Origin of the sequence: Reyranella humidisoli, assembly GCF_019039055.1 — a bacterium.
GTDB lineage: Bacteria > Pseudomonadota > Alphaproteobacteria > Reyranellales > Reyranellaceae > Reyranella > Reyranella humidisoli.
In genome coordinates this window covers 388,338-408,406 of the sequence record NZ_JAHOPB010000001.1, presented here as the reverse complement: position 1 = coordinate 408,406, position 20,069 = coordinate 388,338, and the positions used below count along the sequence as shown (strand labels likewise).

Genomic DNA, 20,069 nt, shown 5'->3' with positions numbered 1-20,069 from the left:
CCTTGATCGGCGCCCGCTAAGGATCCCTCGCTACGCTCGGGATGACACGGTGGGCAAAAACCAATCCAGAATCCGCGCATTCTCGTCGCGCGGGTAGGTGTGCGAGAGGTCGGCGATCTCGCGATAGGTCACGTCGGCGCCGGCCTGCTCCAGCGCGCGTTGCGCGCCCTGCGCCATCTCGGGCGGAAACATCCAGTCCTGCGTGCCGTGGATGATGTGAACCGGCAGGTCCCGAAGGCGATCCGCGTCGGCGAAGGTCATCAGCATCGGATGGAAGCTGGCGGCGACCGGCGCGAGGTGCGTGAACCGGCAGTCGCCGCGCAGGCCGATGACGTAGGTGAAGGTGCCGCCGTCGCTCATGCCGGTGAGGAGCTGGCGCGAGCTGTCGATGTTCCAGTCGTTGGTCACATCCTCGGCCATGCGGTCGATGCGCGGCCCGTCGATCTCCGGCTCCATCAGCGACCAGGTGGCGCCAGCCGCCGTCGGCGCCAGCACGATGAAGCCGCGCGTACGGGCCTCGCGCACCCAGCTCCACAGGAAGGCGCCGCCATTGCCGCTGCCGCCATGCAGCGCCACGACCAGCGGCCAGCTCTTCGCGGCGTCGTAATACTCAGGAACGTAGAGCGAGAAGGCGCCGCGCGTTCCCGACGGTCCGGCGATGTGCATGAAGCCCACGCCCTCGCGCGTCGGATCGGCGGCAGCGAGGCGCGCCTGCAGGTCGGCGTCGGCGCGCGCTTCCTGTTCGAGGAAGAAGTTGCTGACGGGTCGGAGATATGGAGACAGCGGATAGAGGGACTCGCAGGCGCGCGGGTAGCCACGCAGGGCGCGATAGGCGGCGACGATAGGCTGCGGCGCCTCGGGCGCGGCGAGCAGACCCTGGATCGCCTCGCCGGCAAACACCGCCGCCCGTTCCAGATGATCGCGCACCGGAGCCAGCCGCCTTGGCCAGTCGAGGGCGCGCGAGGCGGCGAGAGCGGGGCCAAGATCGTCGTTGCGGCCGGCCAGGGCTTCGAGGATCTGCGGCAGGGTGTGCGGCGATAGATGACGGGTCGCGAACTCGATGGCGTGCAGCGCGCGCAGCGTTGCCGGCACCAGCGCGGAGAGGGCGTCGATGGCGTCCTCTTCGGCCATCAGTCCTTCAGCATCGTCGCATCGAGCGGCTGCTTGCCGCGGATCATGTCGGCCGCCTTCTCCGCGATCATCAGCACCGAGGCGTTGAGGTTGGCCGAAGGCATGGTTGGCATGATCGAGGCGTCGACCACACGCAGTCCTTCGAGGCCACGCACGCGAAGCTGGTCGTCGACGACGGCGGTCGGATCGTTGTCCGGCGCCATGCGGCACGAACCCATCAGATGGAACGTCGTGGTGCCGCGCTCCTTGGCGGCCTGCAGCAGGTCGGCGTCCGACTGCTTCTGCGAACCGGGAAACTCCTCGCGGTCGTAGTATTTGCTGAGCGCCTTCGAGCCCAGCAGCCGCCGCGCCAGCTTCATGCCGGCGAGCAGCACGCGCCGGTCGCTCTCCGCGCCCAGATAGTTCGGCTGGATGACGGGATGCTCGAACGGGTCGGCGGAACGGGCACGAACGTAGCCGATCGAATCGGGGCGCTGCTGCCACGAGGCGATGGTCATGCCGGGAAAATCGTCGAGCGTCGACTGAACGCCTTCCTTGTAGCTCGCCGGGGTGAAGGTGAGCTGGAGGTCGTAATTCTCGATGCTCTCGTCGGACTTCCAGAAGACGTAGATGAGCGTCGGATTGAGCGTCAGCAGGCCCTTGCGCGTCGTGACGTATTTCAGGACCTCGCCGGCCAGGCGCAGGCCCTTGGACCGCTCGTTGATGCTGGTGGCGTTCTTCACACGGGCGACGAAGCGCGGCGCGTAATGGTCGCGCAGGTTCTCGCCGACGCCGGCCAGCTCGTGCTTCACCTCGATGCCGAGCGACTTCAGCAGCGGTGCGGGGCCGATGCCCGAGATCTGCAGGAGCTGCGGCGAGTTCACCGTGCCGCCACTCAGGATCACTTCCTTCCGGGCGCGCACTTCCATCGGCGTGCCGTTGCGGCCCCCCTTGCGGTAGCGCACGCCGACGGCGCGCTTGCCCTCGAGCACGACCGAGGTCGCCTGTGCGTGGGTGCGCACCGTGAGGTTGGGCCGCGACATGGCGGGATGAAGATAACCACGCGCGGCACTGACCCTGCGGCCGTTCCTGATGATGCGCTGGACGTAGCTCACGCCCGCCTGCTTCGTGCCGTTATAATCAGGGTTGCGCGGGATGCCCTGTTCCACGGCGCCCTCGATGAAGGCCTCGCACAAAGGATCGCGCCATTCGAGATCGGTGATCGGCAGGTTGCCCTCGCTGCCGCGGAAGGTGGCATCGGCGTCGCCCGCCATGCGGTTCTCGCTGCGGCGGAAATAGGGAAGCACGTCGGAATAGCCCCAGCCGCGATTGCCGCGCTGTGCCCAGCCGTCGAAGTCGAGACGCTGGCCACGATTGTAGATGTGGCCGTTGATCGAGCTGGAGCCACCCAGCGTCTTGCCGCGCGGTGCGGCGATCGCCCGGCCGCCAGTCCATTCGCTGGGCTCGGATTTGTAGAGCCAGTTCACCTTGGGATCGACCAGCGTGTACATGAAGCCGGCCGGGATATGGATGAAGGGATGCCAGTCGCGTGGACCGGCTTCCAGTACGCAGACCGTGACGCTGGGATCTTCGCTCAACCGACTGGCCAGCACGCTGCCCGCCGAGCCGGCGCCCACGATCACGTAGTCGAAACTCTCCATTCCCGTCGCTTCCTTCCCTATTGACGGGATTGACCACCGGATTTGGGTAGGAAGCAATGCTCCATCGCGGGAAAACGACGGGCCTTCACGTCGGCTGAATAGGCGGCGGCCGCTTCCGCGATTCGAGGGCCGAGGTCGGCATAACGCTTCACGAACCGCGGGGTGAAATCGCTGAACAGGCCGAACACGTCCTCGGACACCAGGATCTGGCCGTCGCAGGCGGGCGAAGCGCCGATCCCGATGGTCGGGATGGAGATCGAAGCCGTGATGGCGGCCGCGACCGGCTCCAGCGTGCCTTCCAGCACGACGGCGAAGGCGCCGGCCTCGGCCATCGCCTCGGCGTCGCGCGTCACCTGCCGGGCCTCCTCGTCGGACCGGCCGGTCGCCTTGAAGCCGCCGGCCACGTTCACGGCCTGCGGCATCAGCCCGACATGGGCGCAGACCGGAATGCCGCGCTGCACGAGATAGCGGACTGTCCCGGCCATGACCTCGCCGCCTTCCAGCTTCACGCCGCTGGCGCCGGTCTCCGACATCACGCGGGCGGCGCTGTGGAACGCCTGCTCGGGGCTGGCCTGATAGCTGCCGAACGGCAGGTCGACGATCACGCAGGCATGCGCGGCGCCGCGCATCACGGCCGAACCATGCGCGATCATCATGTCGAGCGTTACGGGAAGGGTGCTGTCGAAGCCGTAGACCACCATGCCGAGCGAATCACCGACCAGCAGCAGGTCGACATGCGGGTCGAGCCACCGCGCCATCTGCGTCGTGTAGGCGGTCAGGCACACGATGGGCTCGCCGCCCTTGCGGGCGCGGATCTGCGGCGTGCTCACTCTTCTGGCTGAAGTGACGGCGCTCATGATCTCAAACCTTTCGACGGCAACTAATGGATGACAGCGCGGGGCAGCCGCATCCCGATCGACAGACCGCCACCGGGGCGATTGAGGGCGACGACCTGGCCGCCCAAGGCCTCGACGTTGCGCCGAACGATCCAGAGCCCGAGGCCCGAATGCTCGACGGCACGGTCGCTGCCTATGCCATCCTCGGGGCGCAAAGAGAAGTATCGTTGGAAGACACTGTCGAGTTTCTCGGGGTCGATTCCCGGTCCCTCGTCGTCGACGGTGAGGGCGACGGTGTCGGGCGAGACGCGCAGCGAAACGGCGATGGTCGTGCGGGGGGACGAGAAGCTGATGGCATTCTCCAGCACGTTCTGCAGGACGATCTCCATCATGCCCGTCGCGGTGCGCACGACAGCGCCGCGGTCGAGCCTGACCGAGAGTCCGATGTCGCGCGCGGCGAGAATTTCGCGGAAATGGCGGGCCGCATCCTCGACCAGTGGCGCCAGGTCGGTCGGCACGCGCGGCGCGTCGATCAGGTCGGCGGTTCCTATGTCGTGACGCTGTGCGGCATTCACCAGGGCGAGCAGGCGGGCCAGCGAGGACTCGATGATCTCGAGCGCCCGCCGCGCCCGCTGGTCCTGCTCCGGCACGGCGCGCTTCACCGGACGCAGCGCCGACTGCACGGCGGCCAGCGGCGTCTTGAAGGAGTGCGCATTGTCCTCGGCCGACTGGCGGATCTCGCGCGACACGCGGCGCAATTCGTGGACCAGCCGGTCGAAGTCGCGGGCCACGCCCGACAGTTCGGGCACGGTGTTGCGCTGGACGAAGGTCGCATCGACGGCACGGCCCAGCGCGATCTCGTCGGCCACGTTACGGAAACGGCGCAGGCTGAGGCGGATGCCGAGCGCCACCAGCACGGCGAGCAGCGCGCCGCCGAGATAGATCGCGGCGGCGATGCGGACCTCGCGCGTCTGCCAGTAGGGCCGGCCGATCGAGGTGTCGAGGAATTCGGAGGCAACGTGCGTGGTCGTCAGGATCCAGCAGTTGCCGCGGGCGCGGATCGGGATGATCGAGGTCAGCAACTCGACCGTGCCGTCGGCACGGCTGTAGCGCATCTCGTCGGAGGCGTTCCAGGTGCAGGCCTCGGACAGGCGCTGCAGGATGCCGCGCTGGCCCAGCTCCTCGAGCTCGGCCGTCACCGCTTCCGGCCCCAGCGGCGGCGCCGAGGCCACGAGATAGAACCGGCTCGCCGTCCGGGCGTCGGGCGGCTGGTACATCAGCTTCAGAACCGTGCCGCTGCTTGCATACTTCGCGAGCTCGCGGTTGAGATTCATGGGCTCCGAAGGGTCGGTGTCGCGCAGCACCGGCGCCAGCGCCTCGGCGATCAGCGCGCTGCGGTCCTGGATGGCACGCGTCACCAGGATCTGCATCTGGCTGTCGGCGCTCTCGAACTGCCCGTAGAGCACGATCGGCAGCGCCACGAACAATCCGATCAGCGCCACCAGCTTCAGCGTGAGCGAGGCGGCGAGGCGGCGCAGCACCGGAGCGCTATTCCTTGCCCCAGCGGTAGCCGAAAGACTGGTAGTTCTCGATCTCGCTGAACTCGGGATCGATGGCGCGGAATTTGTTGCGGATGCGCTTGATGCAGGAGCGGACGTTGGTGCGGTAGCCATTCTCGCCGCTCCCCGCGATGAAGCCGACATAGTGCATGCAGTCGTAGACCGAACGATAGCTCACGTAGCTGCCGATGTTGGAGGCGAGCGCATGGACGATCTTGAATTCGGTGACGGTGAGGTTGAGGTCGGTCTCGTCCCAGAGCGCCCGGCTGACCGCGGGCTTCAGCAGCAGCCGGCCGCAATGGAAATTGCCGTCGCCGTCGGCCGACATCGGCTTGTCGGCGCGGTCGACGATCAGGCGCAGGCGGCGGGCGAGGATCGGCACGCCGCGCGACTTGTCGACGAAATCGATGGCGCCGCGGTCGAGCGCGAGCTGCTCGTAGTTGGGCTCGCTGTGTCCCGTGAGGAACACCACCGGCAGGTTGATGCCCGCGCGCTGCAGCCTGGGCAGCAGGTCGATGCCCGAGACGCGCGGCAGGCCCCAGTCGAGGACGACGATCTCGATGTCGCCGGCGGTCTCCAGGAACTCGACCAGGCCGGTGCCGTCGCGGAACGCCGCGACGTCGAAGCCGTGGTCGCCCAGTTCGCCGCTCGCGGCCTCGCGGAAATCGTCATCGTCCTCCACGAAGGCGATGCGTACGCGCCGGCCGGTCTCGACCTCAGCGTCCGGCGGGAAGCCTGGATTGGAGCTGGGCCAGGCAGAGCCGTCGTCCTTCGTCTGTGTCGTCATCGCTCTTCACCTTGTACGCGAGGGTTCCGTACTGCTTGGTTTCGACATCCGGATAGAGCTGGATGTCCAGGGTGCATTTGCCGTTGCGGTAGTGCCACTGCTTGCCGGGAGGGCGATTCTCCTCACTGGTGGGCGGCCCCAGCATCGCCCGAAGCTCGGACTCGCGATAGCCGGTGAGCACCGGTGCTGTTGCCGGCGCAGGTGCAGGAGACGGTGGCGAAGGCTCGACCGCCGCGGCGACCGGCGTGGCCGCGGGCTTTGCCGGTCGCGTGGCGGGTTGGGGGGGCGGTGCCCTGCGCGCCGCAGGTGCGGGCGGCGGTGGCGATGAGCCAAAGCTTGCGAGATCGCTTCGCGCGGCATTCCACACCTCGCAGCCGGAGAGAAGCAATACGCTCAATCCCACGCCCAGGGTCCTTATCGCCAAAGGTCCAATCGTCATTCGCATCCGCGAGAAGCCTGCCGACAGGCCTAGATTGGCCGTGTGGCAGGTTTGGGGCACGGAGTCGTGCCCGGAAGGCGCGCCTTCGGGATTGCGGCGGGTCGTCATGTCGGGCAAGCCCGGTTTCCGCGCGGACAACGGCCGTCGTATTGAGGATTCCATGGATATCAGCAAGGACATGACCACCGCCCCCGGCACGATTCGTCGCGTCGATTATACGCCGCCACCGTTCCTGATCGAGACCGTGGATCTCGATGTTGTGCTTTCGCCTGAAGCAGCCAACGTCGTGTCGCGTCTTGCGGTGAGGCGCAATGCCGGGGCCGCGTCGAAGCCCGCCGATCTGGTGCTCGACGGCAAGAAGATGGACCTTGTGTCGGTCCGCCTCGATGGCCGGCCGGTCGATCATCAGGTGACGCCGGAGACGCTGACGATCCGCGGCGTGCCCGACAGCTTTACCTTGGAGATCGCGACGCGCTCGCGGCCGCAGGACAATACCGAGCTGACCGGTCTCTATAAATCGCGCGAACTTTTCTGCACGCAGTGCGAGGCCGAGGGCTTCCGCCGCATCACCTACTTCCTCGACCGTCCCGACGTGATGGCGCGCTACACGACCCGCATCGTGGCCGACAAGTCGCTGACGCCGGTGCTGTTGTCCAACGGCAACCTGATCGACAGCGGCCCGCTGGACGGCGGCCGGCACTTCGCGACCTGGGAAGATCCGTTTCCCAAGCCGTCGTATCTCTTCGCGCTGGTCGCCGGATCGCTCGACTGCCTGGAGGACCGGTTCACGACCCGCTCCGGGCGCGAGGTGGCGCTGCGCATCTACGTCCGTCCCGGCGACGTGCCGCGCTGCGAGCACGCGATGGAATCGCTCAAGAAGTCGATGAAGTGGGACGAGGACGTGTACGGACTCGAATACGACCTCGACACATTCATGATCGTCGCCATCGACGACTTCAACATGGGTGCGATGGAGAACAAGGGGCTGAACGTCTTCAATTCGAAGCTCGTGCTGGCCAATCCGGAAACGGCGACCGACCTCGACTATCATTCGATCGAGGCCGTCATCGGTCACGAATATTTCCACAACTGGACGGGCAACCGCGTCACCTGCCGCGACTGGTTCCAGCTTTCCCTCAAGGAAGGACTGACCGTCCTGCGCGACCAGCAATTCTCCGCCGACATGGGCTCGGCGGCCGATGCGCGGATCGACGACGTGCGTCGCCTGCGCGCCGCGCAGTTCCCGGAGGATGCCGGGCCGATGGCCCATCCGGTGCGGCCGGATTCCTATATCGAGATCAACAATTTCTACACTGCGACCGTGTACCAGAAGGGCGCCGAGGTGGTGCGTATGATGCACACGCTGCTGGGGCCGGATCGTTTCCGCAAGGGCATGGATCTCTACTTCCAGCGCCATGACGGTCAGGCCGTCACCTGCGACGACTTCGCGAGCGCGATGGAGGATTCATCGGGCGTCGACCTCGCGCAGTTCCGTCTGTGGTACGCGCAGGCCGGCACGCCCGACCTCAAGGTCGAGGGCAGTTACGATGCGGCCGCACGGCGCTACACGATGACGGTCGCGCAGAGCCTGCGGCCGACGCCGGGTCAGCCTGACAAGAAGCCGATGCACATTCCGTTGTCAGTGGGTTTGCTCGACGGTGCGGGGCGGGATCTGCCCCTGAAGCTCGCGGGGGAAGCGACGGCGGGCGGTACCACGCGCGTGCTCGACGTGCGCAATCCTCGCGACGTATTTGTCTTCGAGGATGTGCCCGAGAAGCCGGTGGCCTCGCTGCTGCGCGGCTTCTCGGCGCCCGTGAAGCTCGAGGCGCCGCGCTCGCAGGAGGAACTCACCTTCCTCATGGCGCACGACAGCGATCCCTTCGCGCGCTGGGAAGCCGGCCAGCAGCTCGGCGCCCGGCTGATCCTCGACCTGGTCGAGGCGCGCAAGGCGGGCAAGCCGATGGTCGTGTCGGACCTGTTCGTCGACGCCATCCGCCGCACCCTCGACGATCAGCGGCTCGACCGCTCGTTCATCGCCGACGCGGTGACGTTGCCCGGGCTCGCCTTCCTGGGCGAGCTGATGCCCTCGATCGACATCGAGGGGCTGTGGGCCGCCCAGCAGCGCGTGCGGTCGGTCCTGTCCGATCAGCTCGCCGATCGCTGGAGCTCCGTCTACGACGCCGCTCACGGGAGCGGCCCCTACCGCTTCACGCCGGAGGAGGTGGGGCGCCGCCGCCTGCGCAGCACGGCGCTCGCCTACCTGTCGACCGACAAGGGCGAGGCCGCGCGGCGACGGGCCGTCGAGTATTTCGAGAAGGCGGGCAACATGACGGAGCAGGTCGCGGGCCTCGCGGTGCTGGCCGAACTGGGCAGCGCCGAGGGCGAGGCGGCGCTCGCCTCGTTCTGGGAGCGCTGGAAGGGCGAGCCGCTGGTCCTCGACAAGTGGTTCGGCATCCAGGCACGGACCCCCACCGCGGGCACGCTCGAACGGGTCGAGCGACTCGTCGAGCATCCCTCGTACGACCGGAAGAATCCCAACCGGGTCTATTCCCTGGTCGGCGCCTTCGCGTCGGGCAATCCCGTCCAGTTCCACGCGGCCGGCGGGCGCGGTTATCGGTTCCTCGCCGATCAGGTTCTGGCCACGGACAAACTCAATCCGCAGATCGCGGCGCGGCTGCTGTCGCCGCTCGGCTCCTGGCGGCGCTACGACGGGGAACGACAGACCCTGATGAAGCGTGAACTGACCCGGATCGTGCAGGAGAAAGGGCTGTCACGGGACGTCTACGAGATCGCTTCCAAGAGCCTTTCCTGATTCAGCGTTCATATTTTCATCTTGACTGCCATCATGAAAGGTTGCTGTAAGACTGCAGGCTTAGCTTTCTAGTGTGTGGGAAATTTAGTTCCGGACCGGCGCGTGGGGCGCCGGGTCGGGACCTTGGGGTCTAAAGCCATGAAAACGAAGACGAAATTGATGATTTCGGCTGTGGGCGCTGCTGTGCTTGCCCTCGGCGCCGTTGCCTATGCTCAGACGACTGCAACCGGCCCGTCGGCCGGCCCGCAGGCACCACAAACTGCAGCCATCCCGCAAACTACGATGCCAGGCGAAGCGACCTGCGCCTCGCAGCATCAGGAGGCGCCCGGGATCTCCACGTCGGATCTGTTGTCCGATGCCTACGAGATCAAGGCGGCCGTTCCCGGTGGCGTATGGCTGCAGAAGAAGAAGGACGTCTTCTTCTGCAACTCGGGCGTCACGCGGGACGACGAGACGATGTGCTGGAAGATCCGTGCGCCCATGAAGGGCCAGAACTGCGCCGAGGCCCTGAACAAGGTGCGAGCCAAAGACCTGCCCCGGTAGTTCACGGGCGCGGACGAGCCCGTTTCAGCTCGTCCGCCATTCTCTCGGCGATCATGACCGTCGTGAAGTGCGTGTTGGCGCGCACGACGGTCGGCATGATCGACGCGTCGATGACGCGCAATCCCGTGCAGCCGATCACGCGGCAGTCCGGATCGACCACCGACCGAGGATCGTCTGCCGCGCCCATGCGGCAGGTGCCGCTGGCATGTTGCGCGTCCGAGCATTCGTCGAACATCCAGTCGTCCAGTGCCTTTGCTTCGAACGGGTCCTCGATCGAGCGTCCCGTCGCGCCGTACTCGACGCGGGTCGAGATCGCCCTGAAGGCGGGCTGCCGGCAGAGGTCGCGCATGCGCTGTACGCCGTCGCGCATGCGCATAAGGTCGCTTTCGTCCGACAGCATGCGTTCGTCGACCTGTGGGTCGATGGCGGGATCGCGGGAGGTGATGCGCACCGTGCCTTCGCTGAAGGCCTGGAAGGCGGAGACGGCGAGCCGCGCCCGCGCGGTGCCGCCGTCCTCCTCGGGCCGCAGGTTGCCTGCGATCATGATCATGTCGTTGACGCCGGCGCCCGCGAGGCCGGAGGAGTAGCGCAGGCAGCAGTTGGTATGGCGGTGCATCAGCGTGCTGACGCGTGCGTCATCGCGCAGCTCGAGCATGAGGCCGAGGATCGGATGGTCGAGCAGATGTTCGCCGACCGGCCGCTCCGCGACCGTCGCGATGCCGAGGCCGTCGAGCACCGCGCGCGGGCCAATGCCGGAGCGCTGCAGGATCGCCGGCGAATGGATGGCGCCAGCCGACAGGATAACCTCGCGGCGTGCTCGGACGTTTCGCGCCTCGCCGCCCACATTGACGTGCACGCCACTGACATGAGGGCGATTGCCCTCGAATTGCAGCGTGTCGACGATCGCCTCACCGACGATCGTGAGGTTGGAGCGCCCACGCGCCGGCTCGAGATAGCCGTCGTTGGTCGAGATGCGCAGCCCTTGTCGGCTGTTGATCGCGTAGGGTCCGACGCCGGTGCCGGTCGGTGCATTGTGGTCTTCGCACCACGGATAGCCGAGACCCAGCGCCGTCTCTCTCAGCGCCCGGTCGACCGTGCCCCATTGATCGATGGGCGCGCGATAGACTGGCAGGGGGCCGCTGTTGCCGTGATAGGGCGCGTCGCCGAAATCGACGTCGGTTTCAAGCTTGCGGAAGTAGGGGAGGCAGGCCTCCCAGCCCCAGCCCGTCGCGCCCATGGAGGCCCAGTCCTCGAAATCCTCGGGAATGCCGCGGATGGCGATCTGCCCGTTGATGGTCGAACTGCCGCCGATCGCCCGCCCGCGCCACAGCAGCTTCGGCTCCTGTCGCTCGGTGCGGCGCGCCAGCAGCTTCGGGTAGCGGTAGTTGTCGTCGCCGATGGCGCGCAGCGGGTTCGGGATGCGAAGGTGATGCGGCGTCTCGGCGGTGCGGAAGTCGCGGCCGGCCTCGAGCAGCAGGACGCGCAGCGCCGGGTCCTCGGTCAGCCTGGCCGCGAGCGTCGCGCCGGCGGACCCGCCGCCGATGATGATGTAGTCGTACTCTTCGTCCATGTTTCGCATCTCGTTGTTCCGACGGATGGCACGCTTCTTGGTTAGAATGCCACCGCCCACCGAGAAAGCCGCACGCAAAAGGAGCGCCGCATGGTCGCAAACGTCCTGGAGGTCAATCCCGAACGCCTGTGGGAGAGCCTCGAACGATCGGCCGAGATCGGGCGCTTCCGCGATGTCGGCTTGCGCCGCCTTGCTCTGTCGGCCGAAGACAAGCAGATGCGCGATCTCTTCGTCGAGTGGGCTAAGACGGCGGGCTGCACCGTCGAGATCGATCGCCTCGGCAACATCTTTGCGCGCCGCCCGGGGACCGATCCGTCGTTGCCGCCGGTCGCGATCGGCAGCCATCTCGACACGCAGATCTGCGGCGGCCGCTACGACGGCATCCTGGGCGTGCTGTGCGGGCTGGAGGTCGTGCGCACGCTGAACGACCGTGGCTTGCAGACCAGGCGCGGCATCGAGGTGATCTGCTGGACCAACGAGGAAGGCGCGCGCTTCAATCCGCCGATGATGGGCTCGATGGCCTTCGCCGGTGTCCTGCCGCTGGAGAGCGTGCTGGCCACCACCGACGATGCCGGCATCACGGTCGAGCAGGCGCTCGACGAGATCGGCTATGCCGGCCCCGCGCCGGTGGGACGGACCTTCGACGCCTATCTCGAGCTGCATATCGAACAGGCTCCGGTGCTGGATCGCGAGGGCTGCGACGTCGGCATCGTGGTCGGCGGCTACAAGACCCAGGCGCTGCGGCTCACGATCAACGGCGACACCGGGCATGCCGGCGGCACGCCGATGGCACAGCGGCGCAACGCGCTGGTCGGCGCCGGCTATGTCATCGCCGCGGTCAACGATATCGGCCTCGCTTTTGCCGCCGACGAGGGCCGCACCACGACGACGCGCATCGAGAGCTTTCCCAACCTCGCCGGCACCTATGCCGAGCAGGTGAAGCTCACCATCGACTTCCGCCATATCGACGCCGACCGCTTCAAGGCGATGCGCGCCGAGGTCGATGCCGCCATCGCCGCCGCGGCAAAGAAGGCCAATGTCGAGATCGAGGTCGCCGAGGGCTGGAGCTGGGGCAGCGAGCTGTTCGCGCCCGAATGCATCGAGCTGCTGAAATCGACGGCGAAGGAACTCGGCCTGCCCTATCGCGAGATGAGGAGCCAGGCCGGTCATGACGCCTATGCGGTGGCGACGATGGCGCCGACGGCGATGATCTTCACGCCCTGCTTCGAGGGCATCAGCCACAACGTCAACGAGGCGATCGAACTCACGCGTTCGGTGCCTGGCGCCAATCTCCTGTTGAACGCCGCGGTGACGCGGGCGAATCGCTAGGCTCGATCCGCTCAGGCCGAGGTTGGCGTGAACCGGGCCACGAGCTGGTGGAAATCGCCCGGATAGGTGAGGCGCACGTGCGTGACGGGCAGGGCGGCGCGCCAGGTGCGGCGTTCGACGATCAGGCAGGCGGTGCCGGAGCGGACCGACAGTGACGCGGCCACGGATGCCGGAGCATTGCTGGCGCTGATCCGATGCTCCGCCGCCGTCCAGGGCACGCTGTCGAGCAGCCATCGGCCGGGCGGCACGTCCTGGAAGCTTTCCTCGGCCGCCTGCGGCACCGAATCGAGATTGATCAGGCGTTCTTCGAGGCAGAAGACTTTCGCGCCGGCGAAGTGGCGCACAACCAGTACGAGGACTCGGCCGGCCAACTTCGTGTCGAACCGCGCCCGATCGGCTGCCGTGCTGAGCCTCGTGGCGCGCGAGACCAGCTCGAACCGGTAGGGCCGGCCGAGCGCCAGCACCTCTGCCTTGATGTCGTGGATCTCCAGCACCGCCGCCTGCGATTGCGGCCGCGTCACGAAGGTGCCGGCCTTGCGGCGGCGCTCGACCAGCCCGGCGCGGGCGAGCTTGGCCAGCACGTTGCTCACCGTCATGCGCGAGCAATCATAGGCCTCGGCCAGCTCGTGCTCGGTGGCGATGCGCGCACCCGGCGCCAGCTTCCCCGACAGGATCTTGCCCTGCAGGTCGCCCAGGATCTTCTGGTGAAGAGACGGTGCGGCGGCGGTCACGATGGGTGCAACACTTTGTGCAACGCCAGACGGTAGCGCCGGCCGATCGCGTCGCGATGAATGTGCCGCCCGCCGGTCACGAGCTTGTTGCCCGCGCACCAGACGCAATCCACGGCCTGCCGTCCGCCGCTGAAAATCCAGCCATCGAGCCAGCGGTCGTGACGCCGATGCGTGAGTGCCGCATCGTCGGCCTTCAGGCTCACGAGATCGGCCGGCTGTCCAACGGCGAGCGTCGATGGTGCTCCGAGCGCCTGTGCGCCGCCGGCGAGAGCGGCATCGAACAGGCTGCGTCCCACCGACGGCGTCGAGGCCCGGGCTAGCGCGTTGCGGGTGCGCAGGGACAGCCGCTGGCCGTATTCGAGAAGGCGCAGCTCCTCGGCGGCGTCGATCAGGACATTGGAGTCCGAGCCGACGCCGAACCGGCCGCCACGCGCCATGAACGATTGCGCGGGAAAGAGACCGTCGCCGAGATTGGCCTCGGTGATGGGACACAGGCCCACCGTCGCCCCGCGCGTCACGATGCCCTGACTCTCGGCGTCGGTGACATGCGTCGCATGGACGAGGCACCAGCGTTCGTCGACCGGCAGGCGATCGAGCAACAGCTCGATCGGCCGTTGGCCCGACCAGGCGAGGCAATCCTCGACCTCCTTCGTCTGCTCGGCGACATGGATGTGGACGGGGCCGCCGTCGGTGAGCAGCAGGATCGCCGCGATCTCTTCCGGCGTCGCTGCGCGCAGGCTGTGCGGCGCGATGCCGACCACCGCGCCGGGCAGCGAGGACACGGCCTTGCGGCTGGCTTCGACCAGGCGTCCGTAGCGGTCGATATCGTTGACGAAGCGCCGCTGGCCCGGTGATGCGGGAAGGCCGCCGAAGCCGGCATGGCGATAGAAGACGGGCAGCAGCGTCAGCGCGATGCCGGTCTCGCCCGCCGCCGCCGCGACCCGCACCGCCAGCTCGGCGATGTCGGCATAGGGCGCTCCATTCGGATCGTGATGCACGTAGTGGAATTCGCCGACGCGGGTGAATCCGCTTTCGAGCATCTCCAGGAAGGCCTGCGCGGCGATCGCCTCGACCTCCTCGGGTCCCATATGGTCGACGAAGCGATACATGGCCTCACGCCAGGTCCAGAAGCTGTCTGCCGTGGCGCCGCGCTGCTCGGTGAGGCCCGCCATGCCGCGCTGGAAGGCGTGGCTGTGCAGGTTGGGCAGGCCGGGCAGGCCGATCTCGTGCCGTTCGTCGCCCGCCTCGGCTGGAGCGCCCTTCACCAGGGTTTCGATGCGGCCGTCGGCCAGGACGAGGCGCACGTCGTCGGTCCAGCCTTCGGGCAGGAGCAGGGAGCGAAACCAGAGGGCGGTTCTGGACATATTATTATGTATAGTCATAATAAGGCCGCCATGCAATGTGACCGCCTCTGGAAGAACGCACGCCTCGCGACCCTGACGGGCGAGGGGCTGGGGATCGTCGAAGACGGCATCGTCGCCGCTCGCGACGGCCGCATCCTGTTTGCCGGCGCGCAAGCGGACGCGCCGTCGCTCGACCCCGCCGAGACCATCGATTGCGCCGGCCGCTGGATCACGCCCGGCCTGGTCGATTGCCACACCCACATCGTCTACGGCGGCAATCGCGCGCATGAGTTCGAGTTGCGGCTGGCCGGCGCCAGCTACGAGGAGATCGCGCGGGCCGGCGGCGGCATCGTGTCGACCATGCGGGCGACCCGCGCGGCGACCGAAGACGAGCTGGTCGCCGGGGCACTGCCGCGCGTCGACACGCTGATCGCCGAAGGCGTGACGACGCTGGAGATCAAGTCGGGCTACGGGCTCGACACGCCCACCGAGATGAAGTCGCTGCGCGCGGCGCGGCGCATCGGCGAGATGCGGCCTCTCTCGGTGCAGACGACGTTTCTCGGCGCCCACGCGCTGCCGCCGGAAGCCAAGGGCGACAAGGATGCCTATATCGAGGCGGTCTGCCACGAGATGCTGCCGGCCGTCACCAAGGCCGGACTGGCCGATGCGGTCGACGGCTTCTGCGAGGGCATCGCCTTCACGCCGCAACAGATCGAACGCGTGTTCGAGGCGGCGAAGGCAAAGGGCCTGCGCGTCAAGCTGCATGCCGAGCAGCTCTCCAACCTGCACGGCGCGAGCCTCGCGGCCCGCTACGGTGCACTCTCGGCCGATCATCTCGAACATGTCGACGAGCAGGGCGTGAGCGCCCTCGCCAGAGCCGGCACCGTGGCCGTGCTGCTGCCCGGCGCGTTCTATTTCGTGCGCGAGACGCACAAGCCGCCGGTCGAGCTGTTGCGTCGGCACGGCGTGAAAATCGCGCTCGCGTCGGATAGCAATCCCGGCACCTCGCCGCTCACCTCGCTGCTGCTGGCGATGAACATGGGCGCGACCCTGTTCCGGCTCACGGTCGACGAATGCCTGGCCGGCGTGACGCGCGAGGCGGCGCGGGCGCTGGGCTGTCTCGACAGCGCCGGCACGCTCGAAGCGGGCAAATGGTGCGACCTCGCGATCTGGGACATCGAGCGCCCGGCCGAGCTGGTCTACCGGATGGGCTTCAATCCGCTGTTCGCACGCGTCTGGAGGGGCAAATGAAGGCGATCGTACTCACGCCCGGCACCGTTCCTCTTTCGGCCTGGCGCGACATCTATCGTGGCGCGACGGTGAGCCTCGACCCGGCCGCCTACGAGGCGATCGAGACGTCGGCGCGGGCGGTCTCGTCCATCCTCGCGAAGGGCCAGCCCGTCTACGGCATCAATACGGGCTTCGGAAAACTGGCGAGCGTCCGCATCGAGGCCGCCGACCTGCAGACCCTGCAGCGCAACATCGTGCTCAGCCATGCCGCCGGCGTCGGCGCGCCGATGCCCGTGCCGGTCGTGCGCCTGATGATGGCATTGAAGCTCGGCAGCCTGTCGCAGGGCGCGTCGGGCGTCCAGCCGGCGACGGTGCGTCTGCTGGAAACGCTGCTGGCCGAGGGCCTGACGCCGGTCGTGCCCTGCCAGGGATCGGTCGGCGCCTCGGGCGATCTCGCACCGCTCGCCCATATGAGCGCGGCGATGATCGGCGTCGGCTCCTTCCTGGTCGACGGCAAGGTCGTGCCGGCCGAGAAGGCGCTGGGCGATGCGGGGCTTCGGCCGCTCGTCCTCGGCGCAAAGGAAGGTCTCGCGCTGCTGAACGGTACGCAGTTCTCGACCGCCTATGCCCTGGCCGGCCTGTTCGAGGCGGAGAACCTCTATGGCGCGGCGCTCGTGACGGGCGCCCTCTCGACCGACGCCGCGCGCGGCTCGGATGCGCCCTTCGATCCGCGCATCCATGCGCTGCGTCGTCACCGCGGGCAGATCGCCGCGGCGGACGCGCTGCGCGGGTTGATGACCGGTTCGGCGATCCGCGCCTCGCATCTGGTCGGCGACGAGAGGGTGCAGGATCCCTATTGCCTGCGCTGCCAGCCGCAGGTGATGGGCGCCGTACTCGACATCCTGCGGCAGGCGGCGACCACGCTGGCGACCGAGGCCAACGGCGTCACCGACAACCCGCTGATCTTCACCGATCCCGAGGAAGCGCTGTCGGGCGGCAACTTCCACGCCGAGCCCGTGGCCTTCGCCGCCGATATCATCGCGCTGGCGCTGTGCGAGATCGGCTCGCTGGCAGAGCGCCGCATCGCCATGCTGGTCGATCCGGCGCTCTCTGGCCTGCCGGCCTTTCTGACGCCGCGGCCCGGCCTCAACTCCGGTTTCATGATCCCGCAGGTGACGGCGGCGGCGCTGGTGTCGGAGAACAAGCAGCGCGCCTATCCCGCCAGCGTCGATTCGATCCCGACCTCGGCCAACCAGGAAGACCATGTCTCGATGGCCGCGCACGGCGCGCGCCGGCTGCTCGACATGGCGGCCAACCTTTCCTCGGTGATCGGCATCGAGCTGTTGGCGGCCGCGCAGGGCTGCGACTTCCACCGGCCGCTGGCCTCCAGCCCGCCGCTCGAAGCGGTGCGCGAGCGGCTACGGCGCGAGGTGCCGCATCTGGAGGACGACCGCCACTTCCACCCCGACATGGAAAAGGCCACCGCGCTCGTCGCGAATGGCACGATCGTCGCAACCATCGGCAGCGGCTTCCTGCCCGCGCTTCAGGAGACACCATGAACCGTATCGACAATGCCCGCACCATCCGGGCACCGCATGGCACCGAGCTTACGGCCAAGAGCTGGCTGACCGAGGCGCCGCTGCGCATGCTGATGAACAATGTCGATCCCGACGTCGCCGAGAAGCCGGGCGAGCTCGTGGTCTATGGCGGCATCGGCCGCGCCGCGCGCGACTGGGAGAGCTTCGACCGTATCGTGGCCTCGCTGCGCAAGCTCGAAGCCGACGAGACGCTGCTCGTGCAATCGGGCAAGCCGGTGGGCGTGTTTCGCACCCATGCCGATGCGCCGAGGGTGCTGATCGCCAATTCCAACCTCGTGCCGCGCTGGGCGACCTGGGAGCATTTCAACGAGCTCGATCGCAAGGGGCTCATGATGTACGGCCAGATGACGGCCGGCTCGTGGATCTACATCGGCAGCCAGGGCATCGTGCAGGGCACCTACGAGACCTTCGTCGAGATGGCGCGCCAGCATTACGGCGGCAGCCTCGCGGGCCGCTGGATCCTGACGGCGGGCCTCGGCGGCATGGGCGGGGCACAGACCCTCGCCGCGACGATGGCGGGCGCCTCGTGCCTCGCCATCGAATGCCGCCCCAGCAGCATCGAGTTCCGCCTGCGTACCGGCTATCTCGACGTCCAGGCCAAGGATCTCGACGACGCGCTGCAGATCATCGCCAGGGCGGTGGCCGAGAAGAAGGCCGTCTCGGTCGGCCTGCTGGGCAATGCCGCCGATGTCCTGCCCGAGCTGTTGCGCCGTGGCGTGCGGCCCGACTGCGTCACCGACCAGACGTCGGCGCACGATCCGGTGAACGGCTATCTGCCCAGGGGCTGGACGCTTGCCGACTGGGAGGCCAGGCGCACCAGCGATCCGGCCGGCGTCGCCAAGGCGGCGAAGCAGTCGATGGCGGGCCATGTCCGCGCGATGCTCGAGTTCCACAAGCTGGGCGTGCCGACGGTCGATTACGGCAACAACATCCGCCAGATGGCGCTGGAAGAGGGCGTGGCCGATGCGTTCAGCTTCCCGGGCTTCGTGCCGGCCTATATCCGGCCGCTGTTCTGTCGCGGCGTCGGGCCGTTCCGCTGGGCCGCGCTGTCGGGCGATCCCGAGGACATCTACCGCACCGACGAGAAGGTGAAGGAGCTGCTGCCCGACAATAAGCATCTCCACAACTGGCTCGACATGGCGCGCCAGAAGATCAAGTTCCAGGGCCTGCCGGCGCGCATCTGCTGGGTCGGCCTCGGCGACCGTCATCGCCTGGGGCTCGCCTTCAACGAGATGGTGGCCAGGGGCGAGCTCAAGGCGCCGATCGTGATCGGCCGCGACCATCTCGATTCGGGTTCGGTCGCCAGCCCCAACCGCGAGACCGAGGCGATGAAGGACGGCTCCGATGCCGTGTCGGACTGGCCGCTGCTCAACGCCCTGCTCAATTGCGCTTCGGGCGCGACGTGGGTGTCGCTGCATCATGGCGGCGGCGTCGGCATGGGCTTCTCCCAGCATGCCGGCATGGTGATCGTCTGCGACGGCACGCCGGAAGCGGGCAAGCGCGTCGAGCGGGTGTTGTGGAACGACCCGGCAACCGGCGTCATGCGCCACGCCGATGCGGGCTACCAGGAAGCCATCGACTGCGCCCGCGAGAAGGGGCTCAACCTGCCGAGTCTTTAGAGCGAGCGTGATAGCGAGCTATCAACAAAGTCCTCACCCTGAGGAGCGAACGTAGAGAGCGTCTCGAAGGGTGGGCACGAGCACCGCTTCCGTTGCCCATCCTTCGAGACGGCCACTCCGTGGCCTCCTCAGGATGAGGTAGGGTCGGTCAACTTGAGACAAACAAACCGCGGAGCAGCACATGACCTTCTCGCTCGTCGGACGCTGTGCCCGCACCGGGATGCTGGGAGCGGTCGTGACCACCTCATCGATCTCGGTCGGCTCGCGCTGTTCGCATGCGCGGGCCGGCGTCGGGGCGGCGCTCACCCAGCATCGCACCGATCCCCGGCTGGGGCCGCTGGCGCTCGACCTGCTCGCCCACGGGTTCTCGGCACCGGAGGCGATGCAGGCCGTGGTCGCGGCGACGCCGCACCGACATTGGCGGCAACTGGCGCTGATCGATGCGGCCGGCCGCACCGCCGTTTATTCCGGCGCCAATGTCCGTGCCGAGCGCGGCGAGGCGCAGGGCCGGGATTGCGCCTCCATTGCCAACATCGTGCGATCAGCGACCCTGCCGCAGGCCATGGTGAGCGCATTCGAGGCGCAGCCGGACCAGCCGCTGGCGCGCCGACTGCTCGATGCGCTCGCGGCCGGCGAGGACGCGGGCGGCGAGTTCCAGCCGGTGACCTCGGCCGCCCTGCTCGTGGTCGACCGGGAGTCCTTTCCCTATGTCGACCTGCGCGCCGACGACCATGCCCGGCCGATCGCCGAGCTGGCCCGCCTCTGGGAGAAATACGAGCCCGAAGCCCATGCCTACGTGATCCGCGCCGTCGATCCGGAGGCGGCGGTGCCGCCGCCGGGCATGAAACTCGGGAAGAGTTGACCGAACTCTGCAACTATTTGGCGGGCGCGGGCGTTCGGTT

16 protein-coding genes are annotated in these 20,069 nt (G+C 67.8%); 7 read left to right on the top strand and 9 right to left on the bottom strand.

The genetic code is table 11. The annotated features are described in order from the left end of the window. Positions 1-30: 30 nt before the first annotated feature. From KQ910_RS02010 to KQ910_RS01985, 6 genes are read right to left on the bottom strand one after another with little or no spacing between them, the layout of a single operon-like run. Complete coding sequence (locus KQ910_RS02010) at positions 31-1,131, bottom strand: carboxylesterase family protein (RefSeq protein ID WP_216956658.1); 1,101 nt, start codon at positions 1,129-1,131, stop codon at positions 31-33. Next, positions 1,131-2,771 carry a GMC family oxidoreductase gene (locus tag KQ910_RS02005; RefSeq protein ID WP_216956656.1) on the bottom strand — a complete coding sequence of 547 codons (1,641 nt, stop codon included), beginning with the start codon at positions 2,769-2,771 and terminating at the stop codon, positions 1,131-1,133. Before KQ910_RS02005 ends, KQ910_RS02010 begins: the two co-directional genes overlap by 1 nt. Positions 2,772-2,788: 17 nt before the next feature. Further along, on the bottom strand, positions 2,789-3,628 hold the full coding sequence (gene panB / locus KQ910_RS02000; RefSeq protein WP_216956653.1) for a 3-methyl-2-oxobutanoate hydroxymethyltransferase: 840 nt from the start codon (positions 3,626-3,628) through the stop codon (positions 2,789-2,791). Between the two features lie 23 nt (positions 3,629-3,651). Beyond that, positions 3,652-5,148: a sensor histidine kinase gene (locus KQ910_RS01995; RefSeq protein ID WP_216956651.1), complete on the bottom strand. Its 1,497-nt coding sequence runs from the start codon at positions 5,146-5,148 to the stop codon at positions 3,652-3,654. Positions 5,149-5,155: 7 nt separating this feature from the next. After that, positions 5,156-5,953 (bottom strand): response regulator transcription factor, encoded by a 798-nt coding sequence (locus tag KQ910_RS01990; protein ID WP_216956649.1) that lies wholly within the window; start codon positions 5,951-5,953, stop codon positions 5,156-5,158. Next, positions 5,883-6,509 carry a hypothetical protein gene (locus KQ910_RS01985; protein ID WP_216956646.1) on the bottom strand — a complete coding sequence of 209 codons (627 nt, stop codon included), beginning with the start codon at positions 6,507-6,509 and terminating at the stop codon, positions 5,883-5,885. The genes KQ910_RS01990 and KQ910_RS01985 overlap by 71 nt, the downstream gene beginning before the upstream one ends. A gap of 43 nt (positions 6,510-6,552) precedes the next feature. On the opposite strand from KQ910_RS01985, the gene pepN reads away from it, so the two are divergent. Continuing rightward, a complete protein-coding gene (gene pepN, locus KQ910_RS01980) occupies positions 6,553-9,204 on the top strand; it encodes an aminopeptidase N (protein WP_229600297.1) in 2,652 nt (883 codons plus the stop codon). A gap of 159 nt (positions 9,205-9,363) precedes the next feature. Further along, entirely contained in the window at positions 9,364-9,747 is a 384-nt protein-coding gene (locus KQ910_RS01975) for a hypothetical protein (RefSeq protein WP_216956644.1), read from the top strand. Between the two features lies 1 nt (position 9,748). Here KQ910_RS01975 and KQ910_RS01970 read toward each other — a convergent pair whose 3' ends face one another. Further along, on the bottom strand, positions 9,749-11,317 hold the full coding sequence (locus KQ910_RS01970) for a GMC family oxidoreductase (RefSeq protein WP_216956641.1): 1,569 nt from the start codon (positions 11,315-11,317) through the stop codon (positions 9,749-9,751). 90 nt (positions 11,318-11,407) lie between these two features. Between KQ910_RS01970 and KQ910_RS01965 the strand changes: the two genes are divergently transcribed. Next, positions 11,408-12,646, top strand: a complete 1,239-nt coding sequence (locus KQ910_RS01965; RefSeq protein ID WP_216956639.1) for a Zn-dependent hydrolase — start codon at positions 11,408-11,410, stop codon at positions 12,644-12,646. 11 nt (positions 12,647-12,657) lie between these two features. Here KQ910_RS01965 and hutC read toward each other — a convergent pair whose 3' ends face one another. Further along, positions 12,658-13,380, bottom strand: a complete 723-nt coding sequence (gene hutC, locus KQ910_RS01960) for a histidine utilization transcriptional repressor HutC (RefSeq protein ID WP_216963491.1) — start codon at positions 13,378-13,380, stop codon at positions 12,658-12,660. Further along, positions 13,374-14,741 carry a formimidoylglutamate deiminase gene (locus KQ910_RS01955; RefSeq protein ID WP_216956636.1) on the bottom strand — a complete coding sequence of 456 codons (1,368 nt, stop codon included), beginning with the start codon at positions 14,739-14,741 and terminating at the stop codon, positions 13,374-13,376. The genes hutC and KQ910_RS01955 overlap by 7 nt, the downstream gene beginning before the upstream one ends. A gap of 30 nt (positions 14,742-14,771) precedes the next feature. Between KQ910_RS01955 and hutI the strand changes: the two genes are divergently transcribed. The 4 genes from hutI (at position 14,772) to KQ910_RS01935 (ending at position 20,029) form a co-directional block, all read left to right on the top strand. After that, positions 14,772-15,971: an imidazolonepropionase gene (gene hutI / locus KQ910_RS01950; protein WP_216956633.1), complete on the top strand. Its 1,200-nt coding sequence runs from the start codon at positions 14,772-14,774 to the stop codon at positions 15,969-15,971. Beyond that, a complete protein-coding gene (gene hutH / locus KQ910_RS01945) occupies positions 15,968-17,509 on the top strand; it encodes a histidine ammonia-lyase (RefSeq protein ID WP_216956631.1) in 1,542 nt (513 codons plus the stop codon). The genes hutI and hutH overlap by 4 nt, the downstream gene beginning before the upstream one ends. After that, positions 17,506-19,167 carry a urocanate hydratase gene (gene hutU / locus KQ910_RS01940; RefSeq protein WP_216956629.1) on the top strand — a complete coding sequence of 554 codons (1,662 nt, stop codon included), beginning with the start codon at positions 17,506-17,508 and terminating at the stop codon, positions 19,165-19,167. The genes hutH and hutU overlap by 4 nt, the downstream gene beginning before the upstream one ends. A 181-nt stretch (positions 19,168-19,348) precedes the next feature. Beyond that, positions 19,349-20,029, top strand: coding sequence for a DUF1028 domain-containing protein (locus KQ910_RS01935; RefSeq protein WP_216956626.1), 681 nt, complete (start codon positions 19,349-19,351; stop codon positions 20,027-20,029). Positions 20,030-20,069: the final 40 nt, after the last annotated feature.

Excerpts from the sequence above, each read along its gene's own strand:
- KQ910_RS02010 (WP_216956658.1), bottom strand. The coding sequence starts at position 1,131 with ATGGCCGAAGAGGACGCCATCGACGCCCTCTCCGCGCTGGTGCCGGCA.
- KQ910_RS02005 (WP_216956656.1), bottom strand. The coding sequence starts at position 2,771 with ATGGAGAGTTTCGACTACGTGATCGTGGGCGCCGGCTCGGCGGGCAGC.
- panB (WP_216956653.1), bottom strand. The coding sequence starts at position 3,628 with ATGAGCGCCGTCACTTCAGCCAGAAGAGTGAGCACGCCGCAGATCCGC.
- KQ910_RS01990 (WP_216956649.1), bottom strand. The coding sequence starts at position 5,953 with ATGACGACACAGACGAAGGACGACGGCTCTGCCTGGCCCAGCTCCAAT.
- pepN (WP_229600297.1), top strand. The coding sequence starts at position 6,553 with ATGGATATCAGCAAGGACATGACCACCGCCCCCGGCACGATTCGTCGC.
- KQ910_RS01975 (WP_216956644.1), top strand. The coding sequence starts at position 9,364 with ATGATTTCGGCTGTGGGCGCTGCTGTGCTTGCCCTCGGCGCCGTTGCC.
- KQ910_RS01970 (WP_216956641.1), bottom strand. The coding sequence starts at position 11,317 with ATGGACGAAGAGTACGACTACATCATCATCGGCGGCGGGTCCGCCGGC.
- KQ910_RS01965 (WP_216956639.1), top strand. The coding sequence starts at position 11,408 with ATGGTCGCAAACGTCCTGGAGGTCAATCCCGAACGCCTGTGGGAGAGC.
- KQ910_RS01955 (WP_216956636.1), bottom strand. The coding sequence starts at position 14,741 with ATGTCCAGAACCGCCCTCTGGTTTCGCTCCCTGCTCCTGCCCGAAGGC.
- hutI (WP_216956633.1), top strand. The coding sequence starts at position 14,772 with ATGCAATGTGACCGCCTCTGGAAGAACGCACGCCTCGCGACCCTGACG.
- hutH (WP_216956631.1), top strand. The coding sequence starts at position 15,968 with ATGAAGGCGATCGTACTCACGCCCGGCACCGTTCCTCTTTCGGCCTGG.
- hutU (WP_216956629.1), top strand. The coding sequence starts at position 17,506 with ATGAACCGTATCGACAATGCCCGCACCATCCGGGCACCGCATGGCACC.
- KQ910_RS01935 (WP_216956626.1), top strand. The coding sequence starts at position 19,349 with ATGACCTTCTCGCTCGTCGGACGCTGTGCCCGCACCGGGATGCTGGGA.